1 protein-coding gene and 1 pseudogene are annotated in these 1,690 nt (G+C 75.3%); both read right to left on the reverse strand.

Going from position 1 to position 1,690, the window contains the following annotated elements; all coding sequences use genetic code 11:
* The coding region (locus ACWGDE_RS38740; protein WP_453393784.1) for an ATP-grasp domain-containing protein at positions 1-795 on the reverse strand (795 nt) is incomplete at its 3' end.
* Between the two features lie 123 nt (positions 796-918).
* A pseudogene (locus ACWGDE_RS38745) lies at positions 919-1,690 on the reverse strand (hypothetical protein); the annotation flags it as partial.

Below are 1,690 nucleotides of genomic sequence, written 5' to 3' on the forward strand. Positions count from 1 at the left end.
GCCCAGTACCGCCCGGGCCACGCGGGCCGCCGCGTCCGGCACCTGACGGAAGCTCGGGAAGTCGTTCACGTCGACGACCACCGGCCCGTCGGGGCCCAGCAGCACGTCCAGCCCGTACAGGTCGAGCCCGTACACCGCCCCGACCCGCTCGCCGATCTCCGCGATCTCGGCGGACAGCGGCACGATCCGCTCGGGGACCGGGCTGTCCGGATGCAGGGGGGACCGGCGCTCGGTGGCGAAGAGCTCCCCGCCGACCGCGTACACCTTGATGTCGGTGCCCGAGTTCGGCACGTACGGCTGGGCGATGAGCAGGCCCTCGCCGGCCAGTTCGGGGAGCATCGCCGCGAGCCGCTCCGGCGAGGACACCAGGTGCACGGCCCGCCCCGAGCTGCCGTCGGCGGGCTTGACGACCAGCGGGTACTCCGAGTCCGGGATCTGCGCGAGCAGTTCCGGCCGGGCCGCGGCGTACGTCGGCGGCAGCGGCAGCCCGTGCCCGCGCCCGAGGGCCGCGGCCAGCGCCTTGTCCCGTACGCCCCGGATCGCGCGGGCGTCGTTGACCGTGGTCATCCCGGCTGCGGCGGCGGCTTCGAGCAGGGTCAGCCCCGGCCCGCCCGACACCGTCTTGAGCACCCAGGCGTCGTGCGCGCCGGCGTCCACCGCCTCGCTCATCCGCAGCAGCGAACCGCCGGGCCGCAGCACATCCACCCGGTGCCCCCACGACCGCAGCTGCCCGACCACCTCGTTGGGCATGCCGTCGTGGCGGTAGTGCTCCTCCACCAGGAAGCAGAGCTTCATGGACCTTCCCCATATTCCCCGGACGTCCGCCGATCCCGTCCGGCGAGTTGTGACGTCACAGGATGTCATGGACCGCAATGTGATGATCGGTCCGTGTCGGGAGGGAGGTGGATCGTCCGCCGTCTACTCCCGGGTAGCCGCCGCGAACGCCGCGTCCCGGACCTCCACCTCCGGATGCCGGCGCAGTTCCCGCAGCAGCTCCCGCCACTCGGCCGGCCAGCCGTGCAGCCGGCCGACGCCGGCGGTGAGCGCGGCCGCGAACAGCCCGGATTCCGCGCCGCCGTCGGCCGCGAGGCCCCGTACGGTCTCCAGGACGGTCGCGGGATCGGGCAGCGGGTCACCGTGGCTGTACCGGGACTTCAGGTGCGAGGCCGTCGAACGGGCCAGTCCCGGCCGGCCGCGCAGGGACTCGACGAGCTCGCGCAGCGCCTCCCGCTGCCGCGCCGGGTCCGCGGGGTCCGCCCGCAGGTCGACGGCGCGCAGCAGCAGGGTCGCGCGGGCCTCGACCAGCAGGGGCTCGTCGGCCAGCCGGCGCAGCACCGCCTCGCGCACGGCGGGCACTTCCCCCAGCGGCTGGGTGACCAGCCGGCGCAGCCTGCGCAGGGCCGGCCGGTCCAGCTCCGGCTCCGCGTCCGGCTCCTCGCCCGACCGCACGATGTCCAGCAGCTCGGCCACGGCCCGGTCGAAGGGGCTGCCGGGCTCGGCGCCGCCCACGGGGTGGGGCAGCCCGGAGGCCGCGATCTGGGCGAGGGCGGAGACGGCGTGCTGCGTACTGTCGCGCAGCGAGAGGTCGCAGGCCGCCCGCCGCAGGGTGTCCGCGGGCTCGGGGCCGTACGCCGCCCACTTGGGCAGGTTCAGGTAGAAGTGCGAGGGGACCTCCTGCGCGGATCCGTCG

This window comes from Streptomyces sp. NPDC054956, from assembly GCF_053609185.1.